The sequence below is a fragment of the Burkholderia sp. HI4860 genome, assembly GCF_002223045.2.
Taxonomy (GTDB): domain Bacteria; phylum Pseudomonadota; class Gammaproteobacteria; order Burkholderiales; family Burkholderiaceae; genus Burkholderia.
Genome location: NZ_NKFO02000003.1, coordinates 3,567,970 through 3,594,405, shown reverse-complemented (window position 1 = coordinate 3,594,405; position 26,436 = coordinate 3,567,970). Strand labels below are relative to the sequence as shown.

Sequence of the window (26,436 nt, the reverse complement as noted above, 5' to 3'; positions counted from 1 at the left end):
CGCCCGTGCGGCGGGGCGTTCCCAAGGAATTCTATCGGGTAATCGGCGGCTGTCCACCGGGAAAAACGGGCGGCGGCGCACCCGCGTCCGTCGGCCGGACGCGAACCGCCCGGCGGCCGTGCCCGAGCCCGCCGTACTGTCACGCCGCTGCACCGGTACGGCATGCCGGCGGCACCCGTCCGACCGTCCGGCCGCGATGCATTAAAATGGCGGCTGACGATTCAACCGCGTGAACCTCCCGATGGCCTCCAATCTCCACGACCTGCCCGACAGCCCCTGCATCGGCGTGTGCTCGACCCTCTTCGACGAAGTCTGCAAGGGCTGCGGCCGTACGGCTGCCGAAGTGTCGAACTGGGTGTTCCTGAGCGACGACGAAAAGCGCGCGGTGTGGGAGCGCATCTCGCGCGAAGGCACCGCGATGCGCTTCCAGTACGACAAGCTGTAAATCCGCCGCGCAAAAAAAGAGCGGCATGCCGACCGCCATGCCGCCAACCCCAACTCTGTTTTTTTCCCGCCGCGTCTAGAACTTCATCCCGACGCCCACGCCGACGATCAGCGGATCGATGTGCAGCGTGCCGATGCCCTTGTCGCCCAGCGTCGCATCGGTGCTCATCCAGATCTTCTTCACGTCGACGTTCATGAAGACCTTCTTCGTCAACTGCACGTCCACGCCGAACTGCAGCGCGGGGCCGAAGCTGCTCTTGTTGATCGACACGCCCTCGCCGCCGACGTTGAGCCCGTTGTTGTAGAAGTACGTGTAGTTCACGCCCGCGCCGACGTACGGACGCACCTTGCCGGCATGGTTGAAGTGGTACTGCAGCAGCAGTGTCGGCGGCAGCACGCCCACGCCGCCGAGATTGCCGATGCTCGACGTCAGCTGGTGCCGCGACGTACCCAGGATCAGCTCGACGCCGAGGTAGTCCCGGATCATGTACGTGAAGTCGAGCTCGGGCACGATCGCGTTGTTCACCCCGACGTTGAGCGCGCCCAGCGTATCGCTCGCGCGTTCGTTCGGCTGGATGCTGATCGCGCGCAGCCGGACCAGGACGTCGCCCTGGTTGATGCCGTCGCCCGGCGAGGCTGCGTGCGACAGCGAAGGCAGCGCGGCGAAAGCGGCCGCAACGGCCGCAGCGGTGACACAAGTTCGAATCGTTTTATGCATGGTACGGACCCCCAAAGAATGGTTTCCATTCTCCCTGTAGGGTCTTTTCTTCATCTTGATATTCGTCAAGCCAGCGTAAACGTGGGGCGGTTTGCCGCAGGCTCGGTCGCACTGCCCGTCAGCAACAGGTCGAGCAGATCGCGCACGCTGCGGATCGCACGGCCGAACGGCAATGCTTCGCGGCCACGGAAGAACAGCCCGTTCGCGACGTCGCCGCGCAGCGCGGCCGCGAGCCGCGTGTCGATGCAGAAATGGCCGAACTTCTCGATGCCGTCGCGCAAGCCGCATACGCTCAGGCATTCGAGCGCGGTCGGGCAGCGCTGCTTCAGCGCGCCGAGCTTGGTGCGGATGCGCGTCTCGTTGCGCAGGTAACGATCGAGCCACGGCGTCTTCACCGCGCGCGCGGGCAGCCCCGTCACGCTGACGAAGTCGACGATGTCCTCGGGCGTCGCGTCGGCCAGCACGCGCTTGAAGTGCGGATGCGCATCGCCCTCTTCCGTCACCGCGAACGGCGTCCCGACCTGGACGCCGTTCGCGCCGGCGTCGAACGCCGCGCGCACCGCGTCGTGACTGTTGATCCCGCCCGCAACGATCAGCGGAATCGTTTCGCGCGCGAGGCCGAGCGTCGCCATCACCTGGGCGGTCTCGTCGAGCACGCGCGCGAAATCGAAGCGAGGGTCGTGCATGTCGTCGATCTGCGTGACGCCGAGATGGCCGCCCGCATGCGCCGGATGCTCGATCACGATCGCGTCGGGCAGGCGTCCCTTCTTCATCCACTTCTTCAGCACGAGCGCGATCCCGCGGCTGTCCGACAGGATCGGAATCAGCGCGATGCCGTGTCCCTGCGTGAGGTCGGGCAGGTCGAGCGGCAGGCCCGCGCCCATCACGATCGCGTCCGCCCCCTCGTCGCACGCCACCCGCACGTAGTCCGCATGCGCGCTCACGGCCTTCATCACGTTGACCGCGATCATCCCGCGCCCTTCGCTGTAGGTCTTCGCGAGGCGGATCTCGCGTGCGAGCGCCTCGCGGTTCGCGGCCTCGAGCGTCGCGCGATCGGGTTGCGCGCGGCAACGCGCGAGCAGGTCCGCATGATGGTGGCGCAGGTCGATGCTCGCGATCGTGCCGACCGCGCCTTCGCGCGCGACGCTGCCCGCCAGCCGGTGCGCGGAAATGCCGACGCCCATGCCGCCCTGCACGACGGGCAACAAGGTGCGGCCGCGAATCGTCAGCGGCGGAAAGGAAGTGCGTACGGTCATCTGAAACCTCGTCGGAACATCGGAACCGCGATGATCGACGATCCACCGACGCGCACCTTGACGCCCGTCAATAAAAAAACGGCACGCGAGCGTGCCGTTTCCGGTTCAGGCCGTGACAAACGCTCAGGCCGGCTTCGCGGGCTTCAGTTGCATCGACTTGTACTCGAGATATTCTTCGAGCCCGTACACGCCGTTCTCGCGGCCGTGCCCCGACTGCTTGTAGCCGCCGAACGGCGCGGCCATGTTCCATGCGCCGCCGTTGATGTCGACCTGCCCGGTGCGGATGCGGCGCGCGATGCCCATCGCGCGTTCGTCGCTGCCGGCCCATACCGCGCCGCCGAGCCCGTACGGCGAATCGTTCGCGATCCGCACGGCCTCGTCTTCATCGCGATACGTGATGATCGACAGCACCGGCCCGAAGATTTCTTCCTGCGCGATCGTCGATTTCGGATCGACGCGGCCGAACACGGTCGGTTTCACGAAGAAGCCTTTATCCAGCCCTTCCGGCAGGCCCGTGCCGCCCGTCACGAGTTCGGCGCCTTCGTCGATCCCGCGCTGGATGTAGTCCTGCACGCGCTGCTGCTGCACGGCCGATGCCAGCGCGCCCAGGCGCGTCGCATCCTGCCGCGGATCGCCGGCGACGTAGGTTTCGGCCGCCGCCTTCGCGAGCTCACGTGCCTCGTCGTAGCGCGCTTCCGGCACCAGCATGCGCGTGTGCGCGGAGCAGGTCTGCCCCGCGTTCAGGTAGCACGCGTTGACCGTGCCCTTCACCGCCGTCGCGAAATCGGCATCGTCGAGGATCACCGACGCCGACTTGCCGCCCAGTTCGAGTGCAACGCGCTTGACGCCCGCGGCCGCCAGTTCCGCCACGCGCTTGCCGGCGCGCGTCGAGCCCGTGAACGACACCATGTCGACGTCCGGATCGGTGGCCAGCACTTCACCGACGACCGGGCCGTAGCCACACACGAGGTTGAACACGCCGGCCGGCAACCCGGCTTCGTGAATCGCTTCGGCGAGCATGAACGCGTTCAGCGGCGCGACTTCGGACGGCTTCAGGACGACCGTGCAGCCGGCCGCGAGCGCCGGCGCGACTTTCAGCGTGATCTGGTTGAGCGGATAGTTCCACGGCGTGATCGCCGCGACGACGCCGACCGGCTCGCGCACGACGAGCGAGTTGCCGACCTGTGCCTCGAATTCGAACGACTCGGCGAGCTTCGCGTACGCCTTCCAGTTGTAGATCGGGCCGCCGACCTGGATCGCGCGCGACAGCTTGATCGGCATCCCGACTTCGCCGGTGATCGACTGCGCGAGTTCCTCGCTGCGCGCCTGCAGATGCTCGACGATCTTGCGCAGGTAGCCCGCGCGTGTCGCGGGCGGCGTGGCCGCCCATGCGTCGAAGGCTGCGCGCGCCGCGCGGATCGCGTCCTGCGCGTCGGACGCGACGCCTTCCGGAATCCGGCCGATCACCGCCTCGGTGCCCGAGTCGATCACGTCGATCGTGCCGGTGCCGGCCGGTTTGCGCCACGCGCCGTCGATATAGAACTGGTCGTAGATTTTCATCGCTTTCCGCCTCCAGGAAAGCCGCCATTCTAGCGAGCGTTCCCGTCCGCCGGTGTGACGCGGCGTGACGATTGACAGCCATTCGAAAGGTCTTTAGCCTCGGCGCCTCATTCATCATAAGAAAGGAGAATGCCTTGAGCATCCTGACCAAAATCGAGGGCGGCTATCTTCAGGTATTGCGCGTGATCGTGCTGTTGTTCGCGACCGCAGTCCTGATCGGCGGGGTCATATTCGGCGTGGTCGCACTCGATGCGCGCCTGTCGAAACCGCCGAAGGTCGATTCGGCCATCCAGGTCGATCCGGCATCGTTCGCGTGGGAGAACGATGCGCCCGCCAAGGCCACGCCGGCCGCCGGCGGCGCCGCAGCCAAGGACGACAACGCGTCGCCCGCGCTGCGCCTGTCGACGCAACTGTCGGGCATCGTGCAGAAGCACGGCCGCGCGGCCCTGTCGCCGGACTACGCGGTCGATCGCGACGCATACGAGCCGTCGTTCCAGCGCGTGCTCGGCGACGACGACCATCCGGACGTCGCGTACTACGAGCAGCAGATCGCGTATCTCGACAAGGTGCTGTCGCGCACGGACGTCGCGGCCAGCGTCAAGAAGAAGGTCACCGGTCACGGCGACGAATATGCGCGCGAGCAGGCGTACACCGACGTCGTATCGGCGGTCATGCGCGACTTCTCCGAGCGCTACGACGCACGCCGCACCGCGCTCGACAACGAGAAGAAGGCCGCGGAAGAGACCGCTGCCGAGAACGGCCAGACCGCGCGCTACGCGGGCGTCGCCGCGCTCGTCGCGCTGTATTCGTTCGTGTCGCTCGCGGTGCTGATCATCCTGATCCGCGTCGAGCGCAGCATCCGCTCGATCGCGCGGGCCACGCACACGACGACCTGAGTTCGCTCATCGGCAGCCGGGCCCGCGCGCCGGGCTGCGGCGGGCCCGCCAACGGGCCCGCTTCATGGCGCCGGCGGCCGTTCCCTGGCCGCCTCATCCCGCGCCGCGCCTCACGCGCTGGCGCACTTTCCGTTCCCGCGACCGCCTCACTTCGCCGTCGGCGATCCTCGCCGGCGCGGCGTCCGTTTCACCATCGCGATGTCAGCATCCGCCCGGGTGCGCGGTCGGGCCCGCATCGTGCTATGTTTTTATTATCGGCACCGGCCCAATGCAACCGGCGCCGCCCGGAATCGACGTATTTCGTGAGCGCTGCCATGTCCGACGCACCCCATATCCTCGGCTCGCAAGACCGCCTGGAACTGCTTTGCTGGCTCACCTGCGGCAATCTCGGCGCGTTTTACCTCAACGAATCGTGGCCGGACGCCACGTTCCAGGTCCAGGCCGCGCACCGCTGGCTCGACCGCCATCATCGCCAAGCCGATTGGCTGGCCGTTGCCAAGCTCGCGGCGCTCGCGCAGGACATCGCGAAGCGGCATGCCGGGTTCGTCGATGCGTCATGGGCGCGCGACGCGGTCGAGGAAATCGTCGATACCGACGATCTCGACTATCGGGCGAAACTCGTGCAATGGGTCTACGAAGACTGCTGCAAGGCGCTCGCCGACAAGCGGCTGGCCGACTGAGTCCATGCGTGCGGGCCGCGGCATCGCGCGGCCGCCCGCCTTCTCCTCGATGATGTGCGCGGGGCGGCCGGAATGGCCTGCGGAAGCTGTGCGCATCGCACCGCCCCGCGACGAGTCGCTTACAGCAGCGACTTCGCCTGCGTCAGCACCTTGTCGCAGATCTGCTTGGTCACCTGCTGCTTCAGGCCGCCGCCGCTCAGGTCGAGCTTGCTGCCGTTGCCGGCATCGAGCACCCCGCTCGCGCCGCTGGTATAGCCGCTGTCGGACGATGCGTTGCCGCCGAGCTTGCCGATCAGCGCGTCCTTCACCGACGACGCACCGCCGGACGCCCCGCCGAGATAGTTGTTCTGGATGCAGAACTGCAGCAGGCCGGCGACGTTGCCCGTGCTGCCCGGCGTCAGCGACGCACCGCCCCCGCCCGTCAATGCACCGCCGAGGCCGCCGAGATTGCCGAGCGCACCGCCCGCGCTGCCGCCTGAGTCGCCACCGCCGCCGACCTGCTTCAGGACATCGCCCAGCTGCGCATGCGCCACCGAAAACGGCGCGAGCAATCCGATCAGCGCGCCGGCAACGGTCGCGCGGTATAGACGTGCATTCATGTGAAGCCTCCCGGTTGTGATGGCATGAGTACCGCGAATCGAATCCAAGGATACTCAATCGAACCGTGCATGACAGCGTTCGAAGGCGGCCTGAAACGTCAGGCATCGTGATATCGCCGCAATTTGACAAAGCTTGACGGCGCGCCGTGTGCGCAACGTCGGCTTGACGCAGGCTCGCGATCGCGGCGCCAGGTCGTCGGCGCGCGTGAAGCGTCATAGAATCGTCGGGCCGGCCGTTCGGACCCTCCGGCCCGATCCCCATCCCGAACCTGAAGGATGCTCGCGTGATGCTTGCCCATCGACTGCTGCTGATCGCCGGCGCGTCGGCCGCGCTGCTTGGCGGTTCCGGCACCGCCCGCGCGGCGACGGCCTCGGCGGCCGCCGCATGCCCGTCGCCTTCGTTCGACCGCTATCCGGCACTCGCGGCGAGCGCGCCACGCAAGCCGGCTGCGGCACCCCGCCTGACCACGAGAGAAACCCGCCTCTACCGCACCGTCATTCGCGACGAATTCACGCAACCGGCCAATTTTGCCGGCCACTATCGGGTCGCGATCTGGGGTTGCGGAACGGATTGCCGGAATTTCGCGATCGTCGACAAGTACACGGGCGCGACGTACACGATGCCCGGCGTGCAGGCCATCGCAGGCGTGATGGGCAACGACGAGGAGCGCGTCGATTTCCGTCCCGGCAGCAGGCTGCTGATCGTCGCGGGCTGCTTCAACGACGAATGCGACGACAACAGCGCGAAGGCCGCCCGGTTCTTCTACGAGTGGACCGGCACGCAGTTGCGTCGGATCGGCACCTGTCCGCTGGCGATCGAGCCGCTCCAGTAGCCGACCGATGAAAGCGCCGGCCGCCGCTCGCCGCGACTTGCGCTATCGTTGCTCCGATACACGTTGAACGGCGCCCCCACCCGCAATGTCCATTCGCCTCAGTTTCGACGACGGGCCCGGTCCCTCGACACCCCTCTTGCTCGATGTCCTGCGCGCCGCGTCCTGCCAGGCGACCTTCTTCCTGCTCGGCCAGAATCTCGCAGGCGCACTCGACGTCGCGGCAAGAATGGCGAGCGAAGGCCACCTGCTCGGCAATCACACGCATTCGCACGCGAGGCCGGGCGCGCTGGCGGATGACGCCCTGATCGACGAAATCGACGCAACCGACGCGCTGATCCGCGAGGCCTATCGTCGAGCCGGCGTTCCGGCGCCGGACACGATTCCATTGCGCCTGCCTTACGGCCTGATGCCGGAGGATAGTCGCGCCGGCGTGCTGGCGCGGCTGCGGCGCGAACACACGGGCTGGACCGCGATACTGGACGACTGGCAGCGGCCGGCGCCGTCACCGCAGGCGCTGTTCGACGCGATGTGCGCGCACGTCGAAGCCAGCGCGGCACGGCAACGTGACGTGCTGTTCTGCATGCACGACGGATCGCGGCACGGCGAGGCGCGGCCCCATACGGTCGAAGCGGTGCGCCTGTTTCTGAATCGGCCGCGCTGAGAAAGCAGCCGGTTAACGTTCCGGCGCCGCACCATCCAGCAACTGCCACCAGCCGCCGAGAAAACCGATACCCGGCCCCGGTGTCCACAGGCCGCGCTGGGCAGCTTCGAGATGGATCAGCGTCTGGTCCGCGCAGAACAAGGCCATCAGCGCATCGCGGCGGTCGTGCAGCCAGTCCGGCACGTCATCGCGCCGCGTCGCCGCATAGACTCGCAGGCCGGCGTCCCAGCGCTGCGCATCGAATACGAAGCGATCGTCCCTGCCCGCATCGCGCGACAGCGCGAACAGCGCAAAGGCCGCTTCGAGCCACTGCGCGCCCTGCCCGACATCGTCGAAATCGAGCACGCCGTTCACCGCGTGCCCCACATACAGCAGGTTGCCCGCGTGATAGTCGCCGTGCAGCCAGTGCACCGCGCCCGTCAGCCAGCGGGCAGCAGCGTCGAGATGTGCGCCGATCCGGTGAATCATCGTCTCGTAGTGGCCGCTCAAGTCACCCGGCAACGACGGCGCAGCGCGCGCCGCTACACGCGCGTGGCGTGCCGACAGCCAGGCCAGCGGCGCCGATTCGGTCACGGGCATCGCCGCCATCGCCGCATGCAGATGCACGAGTGCACGCATCGCATCGATCGCGCCCGCCTCCGCATCGTCCGGCAGGCCGGGGCGGCCGTCGATATGCTCGAACAGATGCAGCCAGCTCCCATCAGGCAGTTGTACACCGGACTGGCCGTCCACGGTCGGCCGCAGCTTCGGCAGCGCAGGCAGCATCTCGGCCGCACGCGAGCGGCCGAGATGGCCGAGCATCGCCGCCTCGCGATGCACCTGCTCGATCGCCTTGCCGGACCACGACACGCGCAGCACCGCGCGCCCCGCATCGCACTCGACGAGATACGTTTTGTTAGTATGGCCCGACGCCAGCGCCTGCAGGTGCGCCGGCCCGATGTTCCAGTACCGGTGAAGCCACGGTTCCAGCGTTTTCACGTCACTCCTACTCGTTGCATTGACCATGTCAGAGCGTCCCTCGGCCCGCATGCGGGACATCAATATCGAATGGCTGACGCGTGCTGCCGAATTCGACCATCTGTTCCAGACGCGCTGGCTCGGCGAGCGCTTCTTCCACCTGCCCGGCGACATGCTCGCGCTCCAGGAGCTGATCTGGCGCGAGCGTCCCGACTGCATCGTGCAGACCGGGATCGCGGCGGGCGGCGGCGTCGTATTCTCCGCGTCGATGCTGGAACTCGCTGGCGACAGCGGCCGCGTCGTCGCGATCGAGCCGCGCCTGCGCGACGAAGTCAGGCAGCGCCTGCAATCGCACCGGCTCGCCCACCGGATGACGCTGATCCAAGGCGAATCATGCGCGGCCGATACGCTCGCCTCGGTGCGTGCGCAGATCGATGACGACGCACGCGTGATGGTGATCCTCGATCTCACGCACACCCACGCGCACGTGCTGCGCGAGCTCGAATGCTATGCGCCGCTCGTGACGCCCGGCAGTTACGCGATCGTGATGGACACCATCATGGAGTACCTGCCCGCGTCGATGTTCGACGGCAAGCCGTACGGCAAAGGCAACAACCCGGCCACCGCCGCGCACGAATTCCTCGCTCGCGACAAGCGCTTCGAGGTCGATTACGACATCGAGGACCGCGTCCTCATGACGCTGTCGCCCGGCGGCTTCCTGAAGCGAGTGCGCTGATCAGGCGCGCCGCCTCGGCCGAACCGTCGCGCGCTGCGTAGCTCGCGCGGATCCGCGCCGCCTGCTCGCGCAACGTCCCGGGCCGCAACAGGCGTTCGAGCGCAGCGGCGATGTCCGCCACGCCGGCCTGCTGCAGATCCAGCACGCCCCCCGCGCCGGCCCGCTCGACGAAGTGCGCCGAATGGAACTGGTCGTTGCAGAACGGCGACAGCAGCATCGGCACGCCGCTCGCCAGCGACTCCATCACCGAATTCGCGCCGCCGTGACTGACGAACGCGTGCGTGCGCTGCAACAGCGCCAGTTGCGGCGCGTAACGCACCGCGATCACGCGCTCGTCGTCGGCCGGCAGCAGATCCGAATCGACCAGCTCGCCCACCGACAGCACCAGTTGCGCCGACGTCGCGCGCGTCGCCTCGATGACCTTCGCAAACACGTCGGGATGGTAGTAAAGCTGGCTGCCGAGCGACATGTAGACCAACGGACGATCCGCATCGAGGCGATCCCACGGGAACGGCGTCTCGTCGCCGCGCGGGCCGGACGGCATGGCCGGGCCGACCAGCTCGACACCCGGCGGCGGCGCGCCGACCAGCGCGTCGGTCGTGAACGCGAGCGTCAGGTGCGGCGAAAGGATGTCGCAACCGCGAAAACGCGCATCGAGCCCGTAGCGCGCGAACAGCCGCGTGCGTTCCGGCGTGAGCCAGCGCACCGTGCGCAGCAGTTCCGAATCGAGATCGTCCGGCAGCACCGGATTCAGCGAATTCGACATCGAGACCCACGGCAGCCCTTCCAGTTCAGCGGCAATCGCCGCCGCATAGAGCAGCGGATCGATCACGACCACATCGGGCCGCCAGTCGCGCAGCACCGTGCGAATACCGTCCACTTGCGCGGGCGCGAGATCGATCAGCAGCGTGCGGATCCAGTGCCGTAGCCAGTCCGCGTCGCGGATGTTCGCGGCGAAGCTCGCGCCGCGCGACAGGTCGTGGCGCTCGGGCGTCTCGCGCGGCCCGACGAATTCGAAGCCGCCGGCACCGTCGAGCTGTGCGCTGATATCGGCCGGCGCATAGAACGCGACGTCGCAGCCGGCAGTACGCAGATGCTGGGCGGGGCCGATACACGGATTGACGTGCCCCTTTTCGGGCACCATGCAGAACAGGATGCGTTTCATGAGCGGCTCAGGTTGGGCGATGCGCGGCATCGAGGGAATCGAAATGATCGAGAAGCAGGGAAAGCGTCGTCCACAGCACGCGTTCGGTATCCGCCTGCAGCGTGGGGGCGGCCAGGCCGAGCGTATCGGCCAGCGCGTGCGTGCGGTCGCGCTCGAGCAGCGCTGTGAGATCCATCGCCGGGGCGAGCCGCCCGCGCTTGGGGCCGTGCACGAGACGGTCCGGCAGGTTCAGGCGCGCACCGAGATCGCGCAGGCATTGCTTGTCCGGATCGGGCGCGATGCTCGTCAGATGCGCGACGACGGCCGCGTCGACGAACGGCGGATGCAGGTCGACCGACGCCGCGTCGAACAACGCATGGCACAGCGGCAGATAGTTCGCCGACTGGTCGCGTCGCAGCACCTGGTCCGCGCCGTCGCCGGTGATGGCCACCTCGACGCCGTCCGCGGCCATCGCCTCGGCGAGCAGCAGCTTCGCGACCGGATGCAGATTGAACATCGGCTCCTCGACCGCATGCGTCGTTCTCGGCAGCGCCGCGACGAAATCGGCCTCGTTCGCGCGCACGATCTTCACGTTCGCCTGCATCTGCGCGGCCAGCTCGAGTGCGGCATCGCGCTCGCAATAGTCCGGCATGTCGGTCACGAGAACGTAGGACGTCACGTGCCGCTGCGCGCCGAGTTCGCGCAGCAACGCGAGCAGCAGCGCCGAATCGAGCCCGCCGCTCAGCGCCAGCGCAACGCGCTTGCCGCTGTCGAGCGCGCGCTGCAGCGATGCGCGCAGCACGGTTTCCAGATCGGTGTGCTGCGACTGCCCCGGTGCCGGCTGCACCGTCAGCCCTTGCGGCGAATGGACCAACGCATGGCCGGGCGGCACCGCGCGCACGTCGCGCAATACGGTGCGGCCGACCAGCCGCTCGCCGCTCAGGTAGCCCGCGATGGCCGCTGCGTCCGGCTCGCCGGCCGGTTGCCCCGACGCGCGCAGGACGGCCCGGATGCCGGATGCCGCCGCACCGCTGCGCGGACGGTAGTGAAGCCGGTCGAAACCGAACAGGTCGCGCGTGCCGACGATCATGGATAACGCGCCTTCAAGGCGTCCACTTCAATGCGTTTGAGGATGCGATGCGGCGCCACCGGCGCACTGCCGCCCTGGCAATGCAGGCACGCTTCGAGCGGCGCCTCGCGTTGCAGATAGGCGAGCATCGCGTCGAGCATGCCGGCGTCGTCGCGCAGCGGCAGGCCGTCGGACTGAAAATCCTTCTCGCCCTGGTAGAGCGTATGGAAATGCGCGGGGCGCGTGCACGTGTAGAACATGCCGTCGCGAATCATATGGCAGCGCTCGCGGATCCAGCAATCATGATAGAGGCGCCGTGCTTCGTCGCGATCGGTACCGGGCTGCGCGCGGTTCATCGTCGTGAACACGTCCTGCACCTTCCAGTTCAGGCGCACGTCGAAGCGCGCGGCCTGGCGCTCGATGTGCGCGACCAGGTCGGGCGCCAGCGACGGCTTCGGATAGCGCGAGATCGTCAGTGCGTCCACCGCCTGCCAGAACGCGTCGCTCATCTCGCCGAGCTTCAGGCCGTTCGTCGTGACGGAGATCACGGGCGCGATGCCCGTGGCGCGCACGCGCTGGACGAGTTCGACGAGCGCCGGATGCAGCAGCGGCTCGCCGCCGACCAGCTTGAACATACGCGGGCGCAGCACCTTCGCCGCGCGGCGCAGATCGGCTTCGATCGATTCGGGGCTGGCATACCACTCGGGCAGCAGCGGCGACAGCGAGCAGCATTCCGCGCAGGTCAGGTTGCAGTGATCGACGATGTGCGCTTCCAGCGAGCGCGTCAGCACGCGCCCATCTTCGACGCGGTAATCGCGATCCAGCGGCGGCGGAAACACATGCTGCCGTTCGGTGGGCGGCGTCGGCTTCGACATCCGGTTCAAATTCGCATTCACTTCAGCGTCCTGTTTCCACACAACGGGAAAAGAAATCGACCAGACGGTCGCGCGCATCCACCATCGCGGCGGCCATCGTCACCGCGCCGTTCAGATGCGATGCAAAGCGCGACGGATCGTCGAGCCAGCCCTGCACGATCCAGAGCTTGAGCGCGTGCTGCAGACACGCGGCATCGACCGCCCACGCAATGCGCGCGGGATCGATCGGCCGCGTCCGCCGATAAGCCAGCACGAACGCTTCCGCCCGATGCGGCGCCTCCAGCGGCAGATGATTCAGGCAACGCACCAGCTCGTATTCGCGCGGCGCGCCGATCGACGCTTCCCAGTCGAGGATGAGCGGCGGCAGCGTGCCCGTGAACAGATAGTTGAACTGGTTGTAGTCGTTGTGGATCGGGTGCTGCGGATCGTCGGCCGGAAACGCGTCGATGCTGCCCGGATAGTAGCGGTCGAGCATGCGCAGCGCGAGATCGACGTAGCGGCGCAGGTTGTCGGCGGCGTGGTTCGCGCGTGCGCGATCGAGTGCGTCATGCAGGCTGCGGCGCACCGCGTCCGCGTCGATCGCGGTCAGGCGTGCGCGGAGCGTGTCGAGCTGCGGTACATGGAGTTGCTCGAGGCTCAGATGCAACGCGGCCAGGCTCGCGCCGAGCGCATCCCATTCGGCCGGCGAAAACGTGTCGTAGGCTCTGAACTGCCCGGCTTCCCAGCGCGTCAGCATCGCGTGCGAGCCTTGCCCCGTCCACAGCGGCTCGCCGGACGCCGTGCGTTTCAGTGCCTGCACATGGAAACGCGCATCGCGATGCGTCTCGAAGTGCGCGAGCACGACGGCCTCCTTGGTCGCACGCGCATGGTGTTCGAGCGCGTAGAGCTTGACCGCTACGCCACCGTCGTCGGTCGGCAGGTGCCACACGCGTTCGCCGACTTGGCGCGGCGGCCCGCTGCGGCCGAGCGCATAGGCCGCGCGGATCTCGTCGAAGGTCGCGGCGAGCGAGTCCATTCAGATGTGCTCGGCCGGTCCGTATCGATACGGATGGCCGCTCAGGAACGTGTTGTGACCGACGTAGCGCACCTTGTACATCGCCGGGCGGAACAGCACCGAAGGATCGTTGTTCGCGATGCCGAGCAGCGGATACAGGTCCTGCCGCACGAAGAACGCGTTGTTGCCCATGTCGTCGCAGCAGACGAGTTCATAACCCTTCTGCCTGCCGAGATGGACGAGCGATTCGAGGCTCGCACCGTAATAGGTCGAGCCGTCCCATTCGTGGTCCGGGTTGAAGCACATGACCCAGCGCTCGGGCGGCGTGTAGTACGGGTTGTATTCGATCACGACGATACGCGGCTGGAACGCTTGCAGGCCGCGCCAGACCCAGTAGTCGTTGCCGTCGATGTCGATCGACAGCAGGTCGAGGTCGGTTGGCGTATTCGCATCGGCGAGCAACGTGTCGATCGTGTCGGGCTGAACGCGGTCGTGATGCAAGCGAACGCGGTCTACACCTGCGTAGTGGGCGGCCAGCTTGCCGAAGCGGTACGCACTCCCTTCCACCAGCACGCCGGCCCAATCCCGTTCGCGCAGCAGCCGCGCGGTGTTGCTGTTGCGCAGCCCGTCGCTCGCGCCGATATCGACGCAGAAGCGGTTGGTCGGCGCGATCCGTTCCATCAGGCGCGCCAGGATGCCTTCCTCGGTGCCCTGTGCATAGAGGCTTGGCGCAAGGCCGGATAAATCGAGCGGGAGAGGATGGTCCTGCATCGAGGGCGGCTCCGGGTCGGAATTGAGGGTGGTATCCGGAGCGTAATTTACCCGAAGTCGATTGACGGGAGGAAACGGGAATCGCGACACTGCCGGGCGTCACCGGCACGGAAATGAAAAAGCCCGCATCGACAACACTGTCGATGCGGGCCCGATGCGCTTCTCGCGGCTTCGCGCTGCTATACGCTCCGGCTTCGTACCACCGCCAGACCGCAACACACGGACGGAAGCGTCAGGACACTTACTCCTGCCCCTGACTCGTCAGGAACTCCTCGTAATTGCCGCCGAAGTCGAACAGCGTGCCATCCGTACGCACTTCGATGATCCGGTTCGCCAGCCCGCTCACGAACTCGCGGTCGTGCGACACGAAGATCAACGTGCCTTCGAACTGCTCGAGCGCGATCTGCAGCGACTCGATCGACTCCATGTCCATGTGGTTGGTCGGCTCGTCCATCAGCAGCACGTTGTGGCGGCCGAGCATCAGCTTGCCCCAGATCATGCGGCCCTTCTCGCCGCCCGACAGCACCTTCACCGACTTCTTGATGTCGTCCGACGTGAACAGCAGGCGGCCGAGCGTGCCGCGCACCATCGTTTCGTCGTCGCCGTCCTTGCGGTACTGGTCGATCCAGTCCATCAGCGTGATGTCGTTCGGGAACTCCTCGTACGTGTCCTGCGGCATGTAGCCGACGTTCGCGTTCTCGGACCACTTCACCGTGCCGTGATCGAGCGTGAGCGCGCCGAGCAGCGAACGCAGCAGCGTCGTCTTGCCCGCGCCGTTCTCGCCGATGATCGCGATCCGCTCGCCCGGCTGAACCGACAGGTTGAAGTTCTGGAAGATCGTGCGCTCGTACTTCTTCGTGATCTCTTCAGCGACCACCGCGACGTTGTGCAGCTTCTTCTCGAACTCGAAACGGATGAACGGGTTCTGGCGCGACGACGGCTTGAATTCCTCGATCTTGATCTTGTCGATCTGCTTCGCACGGCTGGTCGCCTGACGGGCCTTCGACTTGTTCGCCGAGAAGCGGCGCACGAAGTCCTGCAGTTCCGCGACACGTTCCTTCGCACGCGTGTTCGCCGCGGCCTGGCGCTCGCGTGCCTGTGCGGACGCGAGCATGTAGTCGTCGTAGTTGCCCGGCCAGACCTTCAGCGTGCCGAAGTCCATGTCGGCCATGTGCGTGCACACCGAGTTCAGGAAGTGACGATCGTGCGAGATGATGATCATCGTCGAGTTGTACTCGTTGAGCGTTTGCTCGAGCCAACGAATCGAGTTGATGTCGAGGTTGTTGGTCGGTTCGTCGAGCAGCAGCACGTCCGGCTTCGAGAACAGCGCCTGCGCGAGCAGCACGCGCAGCTTCCAGCCCGGTGCGACCTCGCTCATCGTGCCGTTGTGGAATTTCTCCTCGATGCCGATGCCGAGCAGCAGCGCACCCGCGCGCGCCTCGGCGTCGTAGCCGCCGTATTCGGCGAACTTGCCTTCGAGTTCGGCGGCGTGCATGTAGTCGTCGTCGGTGGCTTCCGGGTTCGCGTAGATCGCGTCACGCTCGGTCATGGCGGCCCACATTTCGGTGTGGCCCATCATCACGACGTCGAGCACGCGCACGTCTTCGTACGCGAACTGGTCCTGGCGCAGCTTGCCGAGACGCACGTTCGGCTCCAGCGCGACGTTGCCGGCGCTCGGCTCGAGGTCGCCGCCGAGGATCTTCATGAACGTCGACTTGCCACAGCCGTTCGCGCCGATCAGACCATAGCGGTTGCCCTCGCCGAATTTGACCGAGATATTCTCGAACAAGGGCTTCGGCCCGAATTGCATCGTGATGTTGGCAGTAGAAAGCACGGCAGGTCCCGTTAAAGGATAAATCGACGGAAAACCGTGTATTTTAGCAGGTGTCGGAGAAACTGCCGACCACGCCGTTCCGGCAGCGCATTTCCGGCCTCCCGGCCTGCCGCCCGGCGGCCCCGCCAACACGACGGCACGCGCCCCACCGCCGCCTTACCGGAATCCCGCATGCTTGCCAGCCAGCTTCGCGAACAACTCGTCGGCGCATGGCGCCTCCTGTCCTACGAAGTCCGCCCGCGCGACGGCAGCGCGGTCACCTATCCGCTCGGCCGCGACGCGCGCGGCTGGATCCTGTACACGCCGGACGGCTACATGTCCGCGCAGCTGATGGCCGCCGGCCGGCCGCCCTATGCGGACGGCGACCTGCAGGGCGGCACCGCCGACGAGCGCGCGGCGGCCGCCGGCGGCTACATCGCGTATTCCGGCCCCTTTCAGGTCGCCGACGACGGCACGCTGACCCACGAAATGGACGTCAGCCTGTTCCCGAACTGGCTCGGCAACGTCCAGCAGCGCGCCGTCAGGCTCGACGGCGATCGCCTGCAGCTCGGCACGGCCGCCCCGGTACGGATCGACGGCCGGGAAGTCGATGCCGTGCTGCTCTGGGTGCGCGCGGGCCGCTGACGCGCACGCGCGTCACTTGCCGGCCTTCGCCGCTGCTCGCTGGGCCGCCTTCGCGTTCATCTGACCGAACAGCTCCGAACACGGCACTTCGCGATTGTTGCTCGGCGCGATCAGCGGAATCAGGGCCGCGAACGGGTTGATCAGCCCGAGGCCGACCATCGCGCCGGCGCGCAGCGCGAGCGCGCCTGCATCGACGCCGACGTTCGGGTTCTTGAACGTGCCCTTCGCGTACAGCGGCGAGCGCAGCGAGAAGATCCGGAAGCCCTTCGTGTGCGGATGGATCTTCAGGTTCAGCGTTTCGTCGCGCAGGCTGATCGGGCCGTCGACGTTGATCAGCGCGTCGTCCGTATCGAGCGCGAACACCTTCGGGTCGAGAATGCCGTTGGTCGCGACGAAGTCGATCGCCGCGCAATTGATCTTCACGTCGTTGTTGCCGAACAGCTTCTCGTAGACGACGTTCGCGACGTTCAGCCCCGCCGCTTCCATCAGCAGGCGGCTGATGCGGCCGTCGGTCACGAGCGCCTTCACCTCGCCGGTCGACGTCGCGGCCAGCGCGGCAGGCGAGTTGCCGGTCGCCGACAGCGACGCATCGCCGTTGATCTCGCCGAGCGCCGACTGCATGACCTTCTGCGCGGGGAACAACTGCTTGAGCTTCAGGTGCCGCGCCGCCACGGTGAAGCGGCCCTTCAGCGGCGCACCGCTGCCGTCGAGATGCGCGGTCGTGGCGAGCGTGCCGCCCGCGACGCCGAACTGCAGCGGCTCGAGCGACAGCACGCCGTCCGTCATCACGATGTGCGTGTACAGGTTGGTGATCGGCAAGTCCGAACTCTTGATCAGCTTGCGGCCCGTGAACTTGACGTCCGCGTCGAGCGCACGCCAGCGGTCGGTGCGGAACGTCTCCACCGGCAGCACGCGGCCCGACGGCTGTTTCGTCGTGTCGCCGCGCTTGGCCTTGCTCGCGGCCGTATCCGCGCCGATCACCGGCGCGAGGTCGGAGAACTGCAGCAGGTTCGACACGAGCTCGCCCGACAGCTTCGGCCGCGGCTCGCGCTGCTCGTAGACGAGCGTGCCGCCGAGATCGCTGCCGCCGACGCGGCCGTTGAAGTGCTCGTAACGGAACGTGCTGGCCTTGCGCTTGAAGTTGCCGATCAGTCGCCCTTCGGTCGCGTAAGGCGGCGTATCGGGCAGCGTGATGCCGGTCAGCTGGTAAAGGTGCGACATCGACGTGCCCTGCAGCCACAGTCGCAGGTCGATGGCCGCGAGATGCATCGGGTCGGTCAGCGTGCCGACGATCGCAAGCCGCGTGTCGCCGGCCTTCACGTCGGCCTGCAACGGGAACGGCCGCGATGCGTCCTGGATCGCGAGCACGCCGCCCAGCTTGCCGGTGCCGCTGATCGGCACGTTCTTGTAGCGGCCGTCGACCTTCAGCCCGAACGCATAGGTCGGGCCGGACGGCTTCGCGGGCACTGCGACGCTGCTTGCACTCGATGCGGCAGCGGCAGCCGATGCCGAAGAGGTAGGTGAAGAAGACGAAGCCGACACCACAGCAGCCCCGGCCGCAGCACCCGTTGCCGACGCCGCACTCGCAGCCTGCGCGGCGGAAGCACTCGACGCGGCCTCCGCGTTGGCCTTCGCGCTCAACTGCGCGGCGCCATGCTTGCCGACCCGCTGCGCCGATGCCGCGCGCGATGTCTGCTCCTGCTCCTTCAGCACGTCGCCGAGCGGAATCGGCTGCCCGAGCGTATCGATCGCGACGGTCAGGTCGGCCTTCGTGATCGCGTCGCGATACGTGACGGTGCCCTTCGCGAAGCCGAAGCTGTCGAGCCGCACCTTCCACGGCGACGGCTGCGACGATTGCTTGAACTGGAAGGTCCACGTGTTGCGGCCGTCGGCATGCCGCTCGAGGTCGACGGCCGGATTCACGACGTCGATCGACGGGATCACGATTTCATGCGCGAGCAGCGGCAGGATCGCGAGATCGAAGTGCGCGGCGTCGAGCGTGACGAACTTGGGCATCTTCGCCCAGTCGGGGTTGCCGATCTCGAGCTGCGTGGCCGTGAAGCTCGGCCAGGGCACCCAGGCGCGCCAGCCGGTTTCGCCGTCGGGGCGACGCCAGCCCACCTTCAGGTCGCCGTTGATCGCGAACGGGCGGCCGAGCGCAGCCGTGACCTGCTCGTTGACCCACGGCTTCGCGCGGTTCCAGTCGAAGATAAAGAGAAAGACGCCGGCCGCCGCGATGAGCACCGCGACGATACCGACGATCCATGCAGCCGATTTGCCGATGGCTCGGGCTAGCGTCATGGCGGTTCCGTTGTTGTTCTGAAATGTTGCCGCACCATGCCGGGCCGCTTGCGTGGACGAACGGCGCACGACACCCGCGGCTTTTCAATCGGTATTATGACGCACGCCATGGTGACGTTTCGGCGCCATTAACGCTTTTTTTCATTTGTGACATGACAGCCCCCACCGGCCTCATCGATGCATCGCGCATCACGCGGCGCGATGCCAGCAGTGGCAAGACCCTGCTCGCCCCGACCGATTTCAGCCTCGCGGCGGGATCGCGAATTGCTATCACCGGGCCGTCCGGGTCCGGCAAGAGCGTGCTGCTGCGCGCGCTCGCGCTGCTCGATCCGCTCGACGGCGGCCACATCCTGTGGCGCGGCAAGCGGATCCGGCGCAATGCGATCCCGCGTTACCGCCGCTGCGTCGCCTATGTGCGCCAGCGCCCCGCGCAGATGGACGGCACCGTCGAATCGCAGCTGCGCTATCCGTATTCGCTCGCGATCTATCGCGACGTGGCGTTCGATCGCGCGCGCGCCGAAGCGCTCGCCGCGCAGGCCGGCCGGAGTCCCGACTTTCTCGACAAGCGCGCGAGCGACCTGTCCGGCGGCGAAGCGCAGATCACCGCGCTGCTGCGCGTGCTGCAGCTCGATCCCGACGTGCTGCTGCTCGACGAGCCGACGTCCGCGCTCGATCCCGAATCGGCGCGCGCGATCGAGGCGCTCGTCGGCGCGTGGTTCGACGCGGCACCCGACGCCCGGGCATACATGTGGATCTCGCACGATCCGGCCCAGGCCGCGCGGATCGGCACGAAGCGGCTCGTGATGCAGGCCGGCGTGATGCACGCGGCCAACCCGACGGAGGCCACGCAATGAGCCCCGCCCTGCAGGACCTGAGCCTCGTCGACGTCGGCATCGCCGCCGCGCTCGTCGCGGTCAACGGCGCGATCTCGACGGCCCTGTCGCTCGGCCTCGGCCGCAAGCTCGCGCTCGCGGCCGTACGCACCGTCGTGCAGTTGCTCGCGATCGGCTACGTGCTCGGCTGGGTGTTCGGTCATCCTCACTGGTACATCGTGCTGCCGCTCACCGCGCTGATGACGCTGATCGCCGGGTTCGCCGGCGCGGGGCGCGGCAAGCGCACGTATCGCGGCCAGCGCATCGACAGCATCGCGTCGATCTGGTTCAGCAGCTGGTTCGTCGCGGCGGTCGGCCTGTTCGTCGTGATCCGCATCCACCCCTGGTATGCGCCGCAATACGCGATTCCGATCCTCGGGATGATTCTCGGCAATACGCTCACGGGCGTGTCGCTCGGTGTCGAGCGGATGATGGAAGAGCTCACGGCGCGCCGCGACCGCGTCGAAACCGCGCTGGCGCTCGGCGCGACGCGCTGGGAAGCCGCGCAGGACGCCGCGCGCCAGGCCGTGCGCGCCGGCATGCTGCCGACGCTGAACCAGATGGCCGTCGTCGGCGTCGTGAGCCTGCCGGGGATGATGACGGGCCAGGTCCTGGCCGGCCAGTCGCCGCTGCAGGCCGTGCGCTACCAGATCGTGATCATGTTCCTGATCGCCGCTGCCTCCGCGCTCGGCACGGTCGGTGCGGTGCTGATGACCTATCGCCGGCTGTTCTCGGCGGATCACCGCTTTCTCGCCGCGCGGCTCGAAGAACGCGCGCACTGACACGCGGTGCCATCGCGCGACGCGTTCGCGCGGTTCGCCATTCAGCGCGGGTCGTGGCGCTTGCCGAGTGCCTGCCGCAACGCAGCCGCGATGTCCGCGTCGGGCGCGAGCCCGTCGACCGACGCAACGAGCTCCACGGCGCGCGGTGTCGTGACATAGGCCTGCGCGCCGACATAGCCGCCGCTGCCGGCCGAGCGCGTCGTCACGACGAGCGCCTGCGGCGCACGTGCACCGAGGTCGGCCGTGAATGCATCGGTGACCGTACCATCACGCGCATGCAGCGCGCCCGTCACGTAATCGTCGGTATCGAAGCCGGGGGCGGCATGCGCGGTCGAATACACGCGCACCGCGTAGCTGCCGGTCGAGGACGGTTCGAGCGCGCCGCTCGACACGACCGCCACCTGCTGCCGCGACGGCAGCCCGACTTTCTTCACGAACCCGCAATCGTCGGCCGCGTGCGCGTGCGCGGCGACGAACGCAAAAACACACAACAGCGCGCGCATTCGGTATTTCATCGGGATGTCGTGACAGGAAGGTGATGATGCGGGCGAGCATAGCGTGACACGCTCATGACGTCACGCGGGTCGCTACGCGACGCCACCGCACGGCGAACGGCCGCCATGCCGCTGAAGCAGGTCGCGAGAAAGCATGGTGACGGCGACACGAAACGGTCACGTGTCGCCGCGTGGTACCGCAAGTCGAATCCGTTGCGCGCGCACCGGCTCCGACGCCGGCCCATGCGCACCGCTCAACGCTTGATCGACACCGTCACCTTCGAGCCATCGCTCATCGTGACGGACTTCGACCCGCCGTTGGTCGAAATCGACACCCACTTCACCTGGCTCACCGACACGACGTCCGGACACTGCAGCGACTTGCCGCCGGCCGTCACGTTGCGCGTGCCTTTCGGCGCGGCCGCCTGGAAGCTCAACTGCACGTTGGCGATCCCCTTCGCGTCGATCGACGGCGCGAGCCGCACCTGGGTCTGGCGCACCATCGCGCCGTTCTCGTCGCGCGGCAGGCCGTCGGCGTTCGGGCAACCGTCCGGCATCGCGACCGCCCCGCTCGGCGGCACCGACTTCCAGTTGAAGTCGTCCGTCTCGCCCGAGCGGATCTTGCGGGTCTCCTGCGTATTGCCGAAGGTCTTCGAGTCGACCTTGACGGTGTATTCGAGCTGTCCGGTACCGCCGCCCTTCAGGCTGCCCTTGACCGGCGGCGCCGCGAATACGCTCGCGCTGACGCACGCCGCCGCGAACACGACCGACCACGTTGCGGCGACTGACAAGCTGCGTTGGCTCATGCTGACCTCCTTGGTATGCGGCGGCACGCGCGTGCCGCGCGGTTTTCGATGCATGATGCGCTGCCAGTCTACCGCCAAGCGGGACGCAATGCGCCGCAAACGCATCGGGTGTTACCCCGCTTGCGTTCGCGACGCCGCGACCTTAAACGCGAGGCAGGCTCAGAAGCCGCTCAGCACGAGCTTGCCGATCGAACGCCCGGCCTCGAGCAACTGGTGCGCGCGCCGCACGTTCGCCGCGTTGATCGTGCCGAGCTGCTCGCCGACCGTGGTGCGCAGCGTGCCGCCGTCGACCAGCCGCGCGACTTCGCCGAGGATCCGGTGCTGCTCGATCATGTCCGGCGTCTCGAACATCGCGCGCGTGAACATGAATTCCCAATGAAACGCCGCGCTCTTCGCCTTCAGCAATTCGACCGGCACCGGCTTGTCGTTCTCGACGATCGTGCAAATGCCGCCCTGCGGCCGGATGACCTCCGCAGCGGCCGGAAAGTGCCGATCCGTGTCGTTGAAAATCAGCACGTAGTCGACGTTCGGGTGCCCGGCCTCGCGCAGCTGCGCAGGCAAGTCGCCGAAATGGTCGACCACCGCGTCCGCGCCCAGCGAGCGCACCCATTCGGTCGACGCCGGCCGCGATGCGGTTGCGATCACGTGCAGCTTGCCGAGCGTCTTCGCGAGCTGGATCGCGATCGAACCCACGCCACCCGCGCCGCCGATGATCAGCACCGACTTGCCGGCGTCCGCGCCCTGCGGCGATACACGCAGCCGGTCGAACAGTGCTTCCCATGCGGTCAGCGCGGTGAGCGGCAGCGCGGCGGATGCGGCGAAATCGAGCGTGCGCGGCTTCAGCGCGGCGATTCGCTCGTCGACCGTATGGAATTCGCTGTTCGCGCCCGGCCGCGTGATGCAGCCCGCGTAGAACACTTCGTCGCCGGGCCGGAACAGCGTGACGTCGGCGCCGACCGCGACCACCGTGCCGGCCGCATCCCAGCCGAGCACGCGCGGCGTGTCCTCGACCTGCGGCTTCGGCGCGCGCACCTTGAAGTCCACCGGGTTCACGGAAATTGCCTCGACCTTCACGAGCAGGTCGCGCGGGCCCGGCACGGGCTGCGGCAGCTCCACGTCGAGCAGCGCTTGCGGGTCGTCGATCGGCAGATAACGGGTCAGTCCAACGGCTTTCATCACGACACTCCTTCAAGGAAACCTGTGGGCCGCGGCGCAGCCCCATGAACGTCATCGTAGGCAACCCGATCATTCGAGAAAAGCGCTATATTTCCTGAAACATTTTCAGGAATTTCAGAATAATGGCCTCCGATCCGATTCCGGCCCCGGACAAGCCGCTCGACCTGCTCGACGTCGCGCTGTTCGTACGCGCGGCGCTGCTCGCGAACGTCACCGCGGCCGGCCGTGAATTCGGTGTATCGGCCGCGGTCGCGAGCGCGCGCATCGCGCAACTCGAACGCCAGCTCGGCGCGCGGCTGCTGCACCGCACCACGCGCCGCATCAGCCTCACGCAGGATGGTGAAGTCTTCATGGCGCACGCCGACACGCTGCTGTCGGCCGCCGATGCCGCGCGCGCATCGGTCGGCCACGGCCGCTCCGAGCCGTACGGGCGGCTGAAGGTGTCGATGTCCTCGTCGTTCGGCCGCCAGCATGTCGCGCCGGTGATTCCCGCGTTCCTGCGCCGCTACCCGTCCGTGTCGCTCGACCTGCGGCTGTCGGACGAGATCGTCGACCTCGTCGACGACGGCTACGACGTCGCGATCCGACTCGGCGCGCTGAAGGATTCGACGCTCGTCGCGCGCAAGCTCGCCACGAACCGCCGCGTGCTGTGCTGCTCGCCCGCGTATCTCGCCGAACACGGCACGCCGCGCCATCCGGCCGACCTCGCGCAGCACGAATGCGTGATCCTCGGCGACCAGCGCGACTGGTCGTTCGCCACGCCGCAAGGCCCGCTCACCGTGCGGGTGGGCGGCCGGCTCGTCGCGAGCAACGGCGAGGCGATCCGCGAAGCGCTCGTCGACGGCTTCGGGATCGCGATCAAGTCGACCTGGGACGTCGGCCCGCTGCTCGCGAGCGGCGCGCTCGTCACGGTGCTCGACGACTATCCGTTCGCGGAAGACATCGCGATCTGGGCCGTCTACCCGAGCCGCGCGCACGTTCCGCTGAAGACGCTCGCCTTCATCACGTTCCTGGCCGAGCATTTCGGCGATCCGCCGTACTGGGATCGCACGGACAGGCCATGACCGCCCCCCGCGCACGGTTTCGATCCTCACCCGACCGCCGCGTGCGGCCAACCGGCTACAATGGCGCGTTCGCCACGCAAGGGCCCGACGCCGGACGGGGCCCGCATCGGCAGGCGGCTGCCCGTTGGCCGCAGACGCATTTCATTCGCTTCCCAACCATTCCGTCATGACCCACAACCTCGTCATCCAGAGTCTTGCGCCGCTGTCGGACACCCATCACAAACCGCTGCTCGCGCTGTCGCGCGGCACCCGCATCGTGCAGACCGACGATCATGCGCTGCGGATCGACCACGCGAACCCGGCGCAGCGCCTCGACATCGATGCCTACTGCGGCACGCACGCACTTGACTTCGCGTTCGTCGAGGCCGGCCTCTCGCTCGGCGATTTCGGGCTCGCCGTGATGGACATGGATTCGACGCTGATCACGATCGAGTGCATCGACGAGATCGCCGATTTCTGCGGGCTGAAAACGCAGGTCGCCGAGATCACCGAAGCGTCGATGCGCGGCGAAATCCGCGACTTCAACGAAAGCCTCACGCGCCGCGTCGCGCTGCTGGCCGGGCTCGACGCGCACGCGCTCGAACGCGTGTACGAGGAACGGCTGCAACTGTCGCCGGGCGCCGAGAAGATGCTCGCCGGCGTGAAGGCCGCCGGCATGAAGACGCTGCTCGTGTCGGGCGGCTTCACGTTCTTCACCGAACGGCTGAAGGCGCGCCTCGGCCTCGACTACGCGCATGCGAACACGCTCGAGATCGTCGACGGCAAGCTGACCGGCAAGGTGCTCGGCGAGATCGTCAACGCCGACGTGAAGGCGCGCCTGCTGCGCGACACGTGCGCGTCGCTCGGCCTCGAGCCGCGCCGCGCAATCGCGATGGGCGACGGCTCGAACGACCTGAAGATGATGGCCGAAGCCGGGCTGTCGGTCGCGTACCACGCGAAGCCCGTCGTGCGCGATGCGGCGTCGGTCGCGTTCGATCACGTCGGCCTCGACGGGCTGCTGCGACTGTTCTGATCCCACGGCAGCCGACATGAAAAACGCCGGCGCGATGCAACATCGCGCCGGCGTCTTGTTTTTCTGCCGAACGTTGTTGGCGGGCGATCAGCCCAGCGCAGCCTGCATCGCGCGCTCGATGTCCGCACGCAGGTCGCCCTCGTCTTCCAGGCCGACATAGAAACGCACCAGCGTGCCGCGATGCGCCCAGTCCGGACGCATCGACGCGACATCGTAAGGCATCGCGAGGCTGCACGCGCCGCCCCAGCTCCAGCCGATCGCGAACAGCTCGAGCGACTCGACGAAGCGGTCGACCTGCTCCGCACTGTAGCGCTCGTCGAACACCACCGAGAACAACCCGCCCGCGCCGGTGAAATCGCGCATGAACGACGCGTGCCCCGGGCAATCGGCGATCTGCGGGTGCAATACCGCCGCGATCTCCGGCCGCGCCTTCAGCCATTGCGCGAGCGCGAGCGCGCTCTTGCTGTGCGCGTCGAAACGCACCTGCATGCTCGGCAGGCTGCGCAGCACGAGCGAGCAATCGTCGACCGACACGCCGACGCCGCAGCGCATCCGCGCAAGCTTCAGCTGCGCGTGCAGTTCCGCGTTCGCGGTGATCGTCGCGCCCATCAGCACGTCGCTGCCGCCCGACTGGTACTTGGTCAGCGCCTGCACCGAGATGTCGACGCCGTGTTCGAACGGCTTGAACGCGAGCCCGGCCGAAAACGTGTTGTCGATCGCGGTGACGATGCCGCGCGCCTTCGCGGCCGCCGTGATCGCCTGCACGTCCGGCACTTCCATCGTCACCGAGCCGGGCGCCTCGATCCAGATCAGCCGCGTGTTCGGCTGGATCAGGTCCGCGATGCCGGCGCCGATCAGCGGATCGTAGAAGCGCGCGGTGATGCCGAAATCCTTCGCGAGCCAGTTGCCGAAATCGGCGTTCGGCCCGTACACGTTGTGCGGAATCAGCACGTCGTCGCCGGCTTTCACGATCCCGAAGTAGACGTTCATGATCGCCGCGAGGCCCGACGGCTGCAGCAGTGCATGCGTGCCGCCCTCGATCTCGGCCAGCCGCTGCGCGAGCGCGAGCGACGTCGGCGTCGCATGCAGGCCGTAGCGCCATTGGTTGTCGTTGTGCCAGACGAGCGCACGCATCGTCGCCAGATCGGGAAACACGACCGTCGACGCGCGCGCGACCGGCGGCACGAACGAACGGAAGCCTTCCGGGATCACGTCGTCGGGTTGAACGATGCGGGTTTGCAGTGCGCGCTTGGGAGTGGATGCAGTCATGACGGGAAG

27 protein-coding genes are annotated in these 26,436 nt (G+C 67.4%); 11 read left to right on the top strand and 16 right to left on the bottom strand.

Annotation, left to right across the window (positions count from 1 at the left end):
• Positions 1-241: 241 nt before the first annotated feature.
• Positions 242-445, top strand: coding sequence for a DUF1289 domain-containing protein (locus CFB34_RS32120; RefSeq protein WP_010095552.1), 204 nt, complete (start codon positions 242-244; stop codon positions 443-445).
• A 75-nt stretch (positions 446-520) separates the two neighbouring features.
• Here the strand turns inward: CFB34_RS32120 and CFB34_RS32115 are convergent, their stop codons facing one another.
• The 3 genes from CFB34_RS32115 to CFB34_RS32105 form a co-directional block, all read right to left on the bottom strand.
• Positions 521-1,162, bottom strand: a complete 642-nt coding sequence (locus tag CFB34_RS32115) for an OmpW family outer membrane protein (protein ID WP_089440189.1) — start codon at positions 1,160-1,162, stop codon at positions 521-523.
• Between the two features lie 65 nt (positions 1,163-1,227).
• Positions 1,228-2,418, bottom strand: a complete 1,191-nt coding sequence (locus CFB34_RS32110; protein WP_089440190.1) for a nitronate monooxygenase family protein — start codon at positions 2,416-2,418, stop codon at positions 1,228-1,230.
• A gap of 123 nt (positions 2,419-2,541) precedes the next feature.
• On the bottom strand, positions 2,542-3,978 hold the full coding sequence (locus CFB34_RS32105) for an aldehyde dehydrogenase family protein (protein WP_089440191.1): 1,437 nt from the start codon (positions 3,976-3,978) through the stop codon (positions 2,542-2,544).
• A gap of 134 nt (positions 3,979-4,112) precedes the next feature.
• Between CFB34_RS32105 and CFB34_RS32100 the strand changes: the two genes are divergently transcribed.
• Entirely contained in the window at positions 4,113-4,874 is a 762-nt protein-coding gene (locus tag CFB34_RS32100; protein ID WP_089440192.1) for a hypothetical protein, read from the top strand.
• 314 nt (positions 4,875-5,188) lie between these two features.
• Positions 5,189-5,554 carry a hypothetical protein gene (locus CFB34_RS32095; RefSeq protein WP_069248063.1) on the top strand — a complete coding sequence of 122 codons (366 nt, stop codon included), beginning with the start codon at positions 5,189-5,191 and terminating at the stop codon, positions 5,552-5,554.
• 119 nt (positions 5,555-5,673) lie between these two features.
• Here the strand turns inward: CFB34_RS32095 and CFB34_RS32090 are convergent, their stop codons facing one another.
• Complete coding sequence (locus CFB34_RS32090) at positions 5,674-6,153, bottom strand: DUF2501 domain-containing protein (RefSeq protein ID WP_089440193.1); 480 nt, start codon at positions 6,151-6,153, stop codon at positions 5,674-5,676.
• A 284-nt stretch (positions 6,154-6,437) separates the two neighbouring features.
• Between CFB34_RS32090 and CFB34_RS32085 the strand changes: the two genes are divergently transcribed.
• Positions 6,438-6,986: a hypothetical protein gene (locus CFB34_RS32085; protein WP_089440194.1), complete on the top strand. Its 549-nt coding sequence runs from the start codon at positions 6,438-6,440 to the stop codon at positions 6,984-6,986.
• 85 nt (positions 6,987-7,071) lie between these two features.
• Complete coding sequence (locus CFB34_RS32080) at positions 7,072-7,647, top strand: polysaccharide deacetylase family protein (protein WP_089440195.1); 576 nt, start codon at positions 7,072-7,074, stop codon at positions 7,645-7,647.
• A gap of 12 nt (positions 7,648-7,659) precedes the next feature.
• Here CFB34_RS32080 and CFB34_RS32075 read toward each other — a convergent pair whose 3' ends face one another.
• Positions 7,660-8,625: a phosphotransferase gene (locus CFB34_RS32075; RefSeq protein WP_089440196.1), complete on the bottom strand. Its 966-nt coding sequence runs from the start codon at positions 8,623-8,625 to the stop codon at positions 7,660-7,662.
• 25 nt (positions 8,626-8,650) lie between these two features.
• Between CFB34_RS32075 and CFB34_RS32070 the strand changes: the two genes are divergently transcribed.
• Positions 8,651-9,340: a CmcI family methyltransferase gene (locus CFB34_RS32070; protein ID WP_089440197.1), complete on the top strand. Its 690-nt coding sequence runs from the start codon at positions 8,651-8,653 to the stop codon at positions 9,338-9,340.
• On the opposite strand, the gene CFB34_RS32065 is transcribed toward CFB34_RS32070, so the two are convergent.
• From CFB34_RS32065 to CFB34_RS32040, 6 genes are all read right to left on the bottom strand, one after another.
• Positions 9,297-10,505, bottom strand: a complete 1,209-nt coding sequence (locus CFB34_RS32065) for a glycosyltransferase (protein WP_089440407.1) — start codon at positions 10,503-10,505, stop codon at positions 9,297-9,299. The two genes, CFB34_RS32070 and CFB34_RS32065, sit on opposite strands and share 44 nt — an antisense overlap.
• 7 nt (positions 10,506-10,512) lie before the next feature.
• Positions 10,513-11,574: an asparagine synthase-related protein gene (locus CFB34_RS32060; protein WP_089440198.1), complete on the bottom strand. Its 1,062-nt coding sequence runs from the start codon at positions 11,572-11,574 to the stop codon at positions 10,513-10,515.
• Positions 11,571-12,428: a 4Fe-4S cluster-binding domain-containing protein gene (locus CFB34_RS32055; RefSeq protein WP_089440408.1), complete on the bottom strand. Its 858-nt coding sequence runs from the start codon at positions 12,426-12,428 to the stop codon at positions 11,571-11,573. Before CFB34_RS32055 ends, CFB34_RS32060 begins: the two co-directional genes overlap by 4 nt.
• A 22-nt stretch (positions 12,429-12,450) precedes the next feature.
• Entirely contained in the window at positions 12,451-13,443 is a 993-nt protein-coding gene (locus CFB34_RS32050) for an aminoglycoside phosphotransferase (protein WP_089440199.1), read from the bottom strand.
• Positions 13,444-14,193 (bottom strand): FkbM family methyltransferase, encoded by a 750-nt coding sequence (locus tag CFB34_RS32045; protein ID WP_089440200.1) that lies wholly within the window; start codon positions 14,191-14,193, stop codon positions 13,444-13,446. It abuts the gene before it with no gap.
• Between the two features lie 241 nt (positions 14,194-14,434).
• A complete protein-coding gene (locus CFB34_RS32040; protein WP_089440201.1) occupies positions 14,435-16,027 on the bottom strand; it encodes an ABC-F family ATPase in 1,593 nt (530 codons plus the stop codon).
• Between the two features lie 171 nt (positions 16,028-16,198).
• Here CFB34_RS32040 and CFB34_RS32035 point away from each other — a divergent pair, with 171 nt between their 5' ends.
• On the top strand, positions 16,199-16,651 hold the full coding sequence (locus tag CFB34_RS32035; RefSeq protein ID WP_089440202.1) for a lipocalin-like domain-containing protein: 453 nt from the start codon (positions 16,199-16,201) through the stop codon (positions 16,649-16,651).
• Positions 16,652-16,663: 12 nt separating this feature from the next.
• Here CFB34_RS32035 and CFB34_RS32030 read toward each other — a convergent pair whose 3' ends face one another.
• On the bottom strand, positions 16,664-18,952 hold the full coding sequence (locus CFB34_RS32030) for an AsmA family protein (RefSeq protein WP_089440203.1): 2,289 nt from the start codon (positions 18,950-18,952) through the stop codon (positions 16,664-16,666).
• A gap of 152 nt (positions 18,953-19,104) precedes the next feature.
• Between CFB34_RS32030 and CFB34_RS32025 the strand changes: the two genes are divergently transcribed.
• Together CFB34_RS32025 and fetB are read left to right on the top strand one after the other, a co-directional pair.
• Positions 19,105-19,806, top strand: coding sequence for an ATP-binding cassette domain-containing protein (locus tag CFB34_RS32025; protein WP_089440204.1), 702 nt, complete (start codon positions 19,105-19,107; stop codon positions 19,804-19,806).
• Complete coding sequence (fetB, locus tag CFB34_RS32020; protein ID WP_089440205.1) at positions 19,803-20,606, top strand: iron export ABC transporter permease subunit FetB; 804 nt, start codon at positions 19,803-19,805, stop codon at positions 20,604-20,606. Before CFB34_RS32025 ends, fetB begins: the two co-directional genes overlap by 4 nt.
• Before the next feature lie 41 nt (positions 20,607-20,647).
• On the opposite strand, the gene CFB34_RS32015 is transcribed toward fetB, so the two are convergent.
• The 3 genes from CFB34_RS32015 to CFB34_RS32005 form a co-directional block, all read right to left on the bottom strand.
• Entirely contained in the window at positions 20,648-21,121 is a 474-nt protein-coding gene (locus CFB34_RS32015) for a PliI family lysozyme inhibitor of I-type lysozyme (RefSeq protein WP_089440206.1), read from the bottom strand.
• Positions 21,122-21,354: 233 nt separating this feature from the next.
• Complete coding sequence (locus tag CFB34_RS32010) at positions 21,355-21,906, bottom strand: DUF6013 family protein (RefSeq protein WP_089440409.1); 552 nt, start codon at positions 21,904-21,906, stop codon at positions 21,355-21,357.
• A gap of 159 nt (positions 21,907-22,065) precedes the next feature.
• Positions 22,066-23,082, bottom strand: coding sequence for a zinc-binding alcohol dehydrogenase family protein (locus CFB34_RS32005; RefSeq protein WP_089440207.1), 1,017 nt, complete (start codon positions 23,080-23,082; stop codon positions 22,066-22,068).
• Positions 23,083-23,204: 122 nt separating this feature from the next.
• Between CFB34_RS32005 and CFB34_RS32000 the strand changes: the two genes are divergently transcribed.
• A complete protein-coding gene (locus CFB34_RS32000) occupies positions 23,205-24,146 on the top strand; it encodes a LysR family transcriptional regulator (RefSeq protein WP_089440208.1) in 942 nt (313 codons plus the stop codon).
• Positions 24,147-24,312: 166 nt separating this feature from the next.
• A complete protein-coding gene (gene serB / locus CFB34_RS31995; RefSeq protein WP_089440209.1) occupies positions 24,313-25,158 on the top strand; it encodes a phosphoserine phosphatase SerB in 846 nt (281 codons plus the stop codon).
• Positions 25,159-25,245: 87 nt separating this feature from the next.
• On the opposite strand, the gene CFB34_RS31990 is transcribed toward serB, so the two are convergent.
• On the bottom strand, positions 25,246-26,427 hold the full coding sequence (locus tag CFB34_RS31990) for a cystathionine beta-lyase (protein WP_089440210.1): 1,182 nt from the start codon (positions 26,425-26,427) through the stop codon (positions 25,246-25,248).
• Positions 26,428-26,436: the final 9 nt, after the last annotated feature.